Raw genomic sequence first — 5,078 nt, forward strand, 5'->3', positions numbered from 1 at the left:
GCGACTTACCATAAATTAGTCGGAGCCGTCCCCGAGAAGCCGGCCACAAGCCGGCTTTTTAATGCCCGCAGAAAATTCGCGGCGCTGGCAAAACCCTCCCGGTCAGCGCCCACCAACTCGATATCATGGCGGGCCCCAAGCGGCCGAGTGCTTCGGCTTCAGGAGTAACTGGTCCGAAACAAATGTGTAAGCGGGCTTGTTCCGCGAAGCGCCGCGCGGGCGGCGCTTGTCACAGGCGCAGCAAATCTCCCGACATGCACCTACCCGCCCCATCCCCATCAGAACTCATACCGCGCCCCAACCATCATGCTCCGCGAAGGCCCATAGAAGTTGAACGTCGAGGTCGATCCCACCCGCGACAGGTAGTCCCGGTCAAACAGGTTGTTGACGTTGAACGTAGCCGTCAGCTTCGAAGTCACCGGGTACGACAGCATCGCATGCGGCCAAGGGTGGCCGCCGTGGCGCCGATCGATCTGCAGCCTACGTAGCGGCACGATTGCGCCGAAGGTCGTAGATCCGCGGGTTGCCAGTGGGGTGGCCCTGTGCTGTATGCTTGGCCGGTCTTCAGGGCGGGGTGCAAGTCCCCACCGGCGGTAAATCGAAAGATGAGCCCGCGAGCGCCCCGGCCATGCCGGGGGTCAGCAGATCTGGTGCGACTCCAGAGCCGACGGTCATAGTCCGGATGAAAGAAGGCGTCAGGCAGGGGCCGTTTCGGGCGCCCCTGCGCGCGCATTTTGTTCGCCCCGAGACGTTCATCGATCATTAACGAGGAGCGTTTCATGTCCACCCGCTACCACCCGCAATACCCCAACGTTAGTGCCGCCATCGCTGCCTTCAAGGCCGGGCGCCCTGTGCTGCTGCTCGACGATGACGACCGCGAGGACGAAGCGGACATCATTGCCGCCGCCGAGAACATTTCGTTGCAGACCATGGCCATGATGATTCGCGATTGCAGCGGCATCGTCTGCCTGTGCCTGGACGAGGCAACCGTCGACGAGCTGCAGCTGGCGCCGATGGTGCAGAACAACCAGGCCCGGCATGGCACTGGCTTCACCGTCACTATCGAGGCGGCAGAAGGCATCACTACCGGCGTTTCGGCCCAGGACCGCATTACCACCATTGCTGCGGCACTGCGCTCCACTGCCGAACAGCGCCACATTGTCAGCCCGGGGCATTTATTCCCGCTGCGCGCCCGCAATGGCGGGGTGCTTACCCGCCGTGGCCACACCGAGGGCTCGGTGGACCTGGCACGCCTGGCCGGCCTGCGTCCGGCGGCGGTGCTGTGCGAGCTGATGAACCCCGATGGCAGCATGGCCCGCGGCGAGCAGGTGGCAGTGTACGCGCGGCAATACAATCTGCCGGTGCTGACCATCGAGGAACTGGCGCGCTACCGGGAAGCGATGGTGGAGCTGGAAGCCGAGCCTGCCTGATAGACCACACTGGGTCCATTCGCGGGCAAGCCCGCGAATGGGGCTTTGAAACCAGCCTCATTACCCCTGAAGTTTGCTCCCCCCGCCCCGCTCTGCTAGTGTCGCGCCGTTCTGACCAGCTACCGAGACAGTCGCCATGGCCCGCAAAAAAGCCTCCCTCGATTTCGAGCAATCCCTCGCAGACCTGCAAGCATTGGTCGAGCGCCTGGAGAACGGCGAATTGTCGCTGGAAGACTCGCTGGCCGCCTTCGAGCAAGGCATCGCCCTGACCCGGGACTGCCAAGGCGCCCTGGCGCAGGCCGAGCAGAAGGTGCAGATTCTGCTGGAGCGCGATGGCGAACTGGCCGCGCAGCCTTTCGATGCGGAGCCGGAAGCATGATTGGCACCTACCAGGCCAACTGCCAGGCGCGTGTCGACGCAGCCCTCGAGCCGCTGTTCGTCGCGCCTACCGATGAACTGCAACGCCTTTACGCCGCCATGCGCTACAGCGTGATGAACGGCGGCAAGCGGGTACGCCCGTTGCTGGCCTACGCGGCCTGCGAAGCGCTGGGTGCCCCGGCCGAACAAGCCAACGGCGCTGCCTGCGCTGTAGAGCTGATCCACGCCTACTCGCTGGTACATGATGACCTGCCGGCCATGGACGACGATGACCTGCGCCGTGGTCAGCCAACTACCCACAAAGCATTCGACGAAGCCTGCGCCATCCTCGCTGGCGACGGCTTGCAAAGCCTGGCCTTTGGCGCCCTGCTCGACCCGGGTTTGAGCCCGCAGGCCGACAGCATCCGCCTGGCCATGGTGCAGACCCTGGCCAAGGCTGCCGGCCCGGCCGGCATGGTCGGCGGCCAGGCCATCGACCTGGGCTCGGTTGGCCTGAAACTGGACCAGCAGGCGCTGGAGTTCATGCACCGGCACAAGACCGGTGCACTGATCGAAGCCAGCGTGCGCCTGGGCGCCCTGGCCAGTGCCCGCGCCGAACCGGCGCAGCTGGATGCGCTGCAGACGTATGCACAGGCCATCGGGCTGGCGTTCCAGGTGCAGGACGATATCCTCGACGTGGAAAGCGACACCGCCACCCTGGGCAAGCGCCAAGGCGCTGACATAGCCCGTGACAAACCGACCTACCCGGCCCTGCTCGGCCTGGAAGCGGCCAAGGCCTATGCGATAGAACTGCGCGACCAGGCGTTGCTCGCACTGCAAGGCTTCGGCGAAAACGCCGAGCCGCTGCGGGCGCTGGCGCGTTACATCGTCGAACGCCGCAACTAAGCTGCTACATCAATCCTTGTAGGAGCGAGGTTTACCCGCGAATGCGATTGTTGATCCAGCGCCGCATTCACAGGTAAAGCTGCGCCCACCAGGGGCCCCGCAACCCGTGGTCGAATGGGCACTTTTCCCACAATGGGGTAAACTGCCGCCACTTCAAACCTATAACGACTCGCCTGATGCCCACGACGTTTCAAGAGATCCCCCGCGAACGCCCGGTCACGCCGTTGCTCGACCGCGCTGACACGCCTGCCGGCCTGCGCCGGCTGGCCGAAGCCGACCTGGAGACCCTGGCCGACGAATTGCGCCAGGAACTGCTCTACACCGTGGGTCAGACCGGTGGGCATTTTGGTGCCGGTCTGGGCGTGATCGAGCTGACCATCGCCCTGCACTACGTTTTCGACACCCCGGACGACCGGCTGGTGTGGGACGTGGGCCACCAGGCCTACCCGCACAAGATCCTCACCGGGCGCCGCAACCGCATGCTCAGCCTGCGCCAGAAGGACGGCATCGCCGCCTTCCCGCGCCGCAGCGAAAGCGAGTACGACACCTTTGGCGTCGGCCACTCCAGCACCTCGATCAGTGCCGCGCTGGGCATGGCCATTGCCGCCCGCCTGCAGAACAGCGCACGCAAGTCGATTGCGGTGATCGGTGATGGCGCGCTGACTGCCGGCATGGCCTTCGAGGCGTTGAACCACGCCCAGGAAGTCAACGCCGACATGCTGGTGATCCTCAACGACAACGACATGTCGATTTCGCGCAATGTCGGCGGCCTGTCCAATTACCTGGCCAAGATTCTTTCCAGCCGCACCTACGCGAGCATGCGCGAAGGCAGCAAGAAAGTGCTGTCGCGCCTGCCGGGTGCCTGGGAAATCGCCCGCCGCACCGAGGAGTATGCCAAGGGCATGCTGGTGCCGGGCACGCTGTTCGAAGAGCTGGGCTGGAACTACATTGGCCCGATCGACGGCCACGACCTGCCGACCATGATCGCCACCTTGCGCAACATGCGTGACCTCAAGGGCCCGCAGTTCCTGCATGTGGTGACCAAGAAAGGCAAGGGTTTCGCCCCGGCCGAGGTCGACCCGATTGGCTACCACGCCATCACCAAGCTGGAGCCGGCCGACAAACCTGCCGCGCCCAAGAAAGCCAGCGGCCCGAAGTACTCCGCCGTGTTCGGCCAGTGGCTGTGCGACATGGCCGCCGCCGACAAGCGTCTGGTAGGCATTACCCCGGCGATGAAGGAAGGCTCCGACCTGGTCGACTTCAGCGAGCGTTACCCTGAGCGCTACTTCGACGTGGCGATTGCCGAACAGCACGCGGTGACCCTGGCCGCCGGCATGGCCTGCGAGGGCAGCAAGCCGGTGGTGGCGATCTACTCGACCTTCCTGCAGCGCGCTTACGACCAGCTGATTCACGACGTGGCGGTGCAGAACCTCGACGTGCTGTTCGCCATCGACCGCGCCGGCCTGGTGGGCGAAGACGGCCCGACCCATGCGGGCAGCTATGACCTGTCGTACCTGCGCTGCATCCCCGGCATGCTGGTGATGACCCCAAGCGACGAAAACGAGTTGCGCAAGATGCTCAGCACCGGCCACCTGTACAACGGCCCGGCAGCGGTGCGCTACCCGCGTGGTACCGGCCCGAATGCGCCGATCAGCGGTGACCTCGAGCCACTGGAAATCGGCAAGGGCGTGGTCCGCCGGCAAGGCGAAAAAGTCGCCCTGCTGGTGTTTGGCGTGCAACTGGCCGAGGCCATGCAGGTAGCTGCGCAGACCAACGCCACGGTGGTCGACATGCGCTTCGTCAAGCCGCTGGACGAGGCCCTGGTGCTGGAACTGGCTGCCAGCCATGAACTGCTGGTGACCATCGAAGAAAACGCCATCATGGGCGGTGCCGGTGCGGCGGTGGGTGAGTTCCTGGCCAGCCAGGCGGTGCTCAAGCCGCTGCTGCACCTGGGGCTGCCGGATATCTATGTCGAGCACGCCAAGCCTGCGCAGATGCTGGCCGAGTGTGGGCTGGATGCGGCCGGCATCGAGGCTGCTGTCAAAGCTCGGATGGCCAAGCTCGGCCTGTAATCCCTGGGGCCGCTTTGCGGCCCTTTCGCGACACAAGGCCGCTCCTACAGAGACCGCGCCGCTCTCCCGGCCTTCGCAATACCTGTAGGAGCGGCCTTGTGTCGCGATCGAGGGCGCAGCCCTCGTAAAATGGTTATGCCCATGAAATCCCCAACCTTTGCCACCCTGCTCTGCCTCCCCCTGCCGCTATTGGCCGCCGAACGCGACGACGCCCTCAAGCTCCCCGACGTGCTGATCAGCGCCAGCCGCCAGGTCGAATCGCGCACCGCTACCAGTGCCGCCAACACCGTCTTCACCCGCACCGACATCGACC

At 64.9% G+C, this 5,078-nt stretch carries 5 protein-coding genes and 1 riboswitch; of the genes, 4 read left to right on the forward strand and 1 reads right to left on the reverse strand.

All coding sequences use genetic code 11. The features are described 5' to 3' along the window. Positions 1–278 precede the first annotated feature (278 nt). Entirely contained in the window at positions 279–494 is a 216-nt protein-coding gene (locus tag HP546_RS25665) for a hypothetical protein (RefSeq protein ID WP_372242463.1), read from the reverse strand. Positions 495–556: 62 nt separating this feature from the next. Then, positions 557–698, forward strand: a riboswitch (FMN riboswitch). 81 nt (positions 699–779) lie between these two features. On the opposite strand from HP546_RS25665, the gene ribB reads away from it, so the two are divergent. The 4 genes from ribB to dxs all read left to right on the forward strand — a co-directional run bounded on the left by ribB (position 780) and on the right by dxs (position 4,765). Continuing rightward, the gene (gene ribB / locus HP546_RS25670; RefSeq protein WP_172231266.1) at positions 780–1,430 is read left to right on the forward strand and encodes a 3,4-dihydroxy-2-butanone-4-phosphate synthase; all 651 of its coding nucleotides are present in this window, start codon (positions 780–782) and stop codon (positions 1,428–1,430) included. A 136-nt stretch (positions 1,431–1,566) separates the two neighbouring features. Beyond that, complete coding sequence (locus HP546_RS25675; RefSeq protein ID WP_027594918.1) at positions 1,567–1,809, forward strand: exodeoxyribonuclease VII small subunit; 243 nt, start codon at positions 1,567–1,569, stop codon at positions 1,807–1,809. Next, a complete protein-coding gene (ispA, locus tag HP546_RS25680; RefSeq protein WP_172231269.1) occupies positions 1,806–2,693 on the forward strand; it encodes a (2E,6E)-farnesyl diphosphate synthase in 888 nt (295 codons plus the stop codon). Before HP546_RS25675 ends, ispA begins: the two co-directional genes overlap by 4 nt. A 176-nt stretch (positions 2,694–2,869) precedes the next feature. Continuing rightward, a complete protein-coding gene (gene dxs, locus HP546_RS25685; RefSeq protein WP_172231272.1) occupies positions 2,870–4,765 on the forward strand; it encodes a 1-deoxy-D-xylulose-5-phosphate synthase in 1,896 nt (631 codons plus the stop codon). The last annotated feature ends 313 nt before the right edge of the window (positions 4,766–5,078 follow it).

Origin of the sequence: Pseudomonas sp. CM25, from assembly GCF_013179705.1 — a bacterium.
In the GTDB taxonomy this organism is placed as follows: domain Bacteria; phylum Pseudomonadota; class Gammaproteobacteria; order Pseudomonadales; family Pseudomonadaceae; genus Aquipseudomonas.

Bases quoted from the DNA above. Each gene is read 5' to 3' on its own strand.
- ribB (WP_172231266.1), top strand. From the start codon at position 780: ATGTCCACCCGCTACCACCCGCAATACCCCAACGTTAGTGCCGCCATC.
- HP546_RS25675 (WP_027594918.1), top strand. From the start codon at position 1,567: ATGGCCCGCAAAAAAGCCTCCCTCGATTTCGAGCAATCCCTCGCAGAC.
- ispA (WP_172231269.1), top strand. From the start codon at position 1,806: ATGATTGGCACCTACCAGGCCAACTGCCAGGCGCGTGTCGACGCAGCC.
- dxs (WP_172231272.1), top strand. From the start codon at position 2,870: ATGCCCACGACGTTTCAAGAGATCCCCCGCGAACGCCCGGTCACGCCG.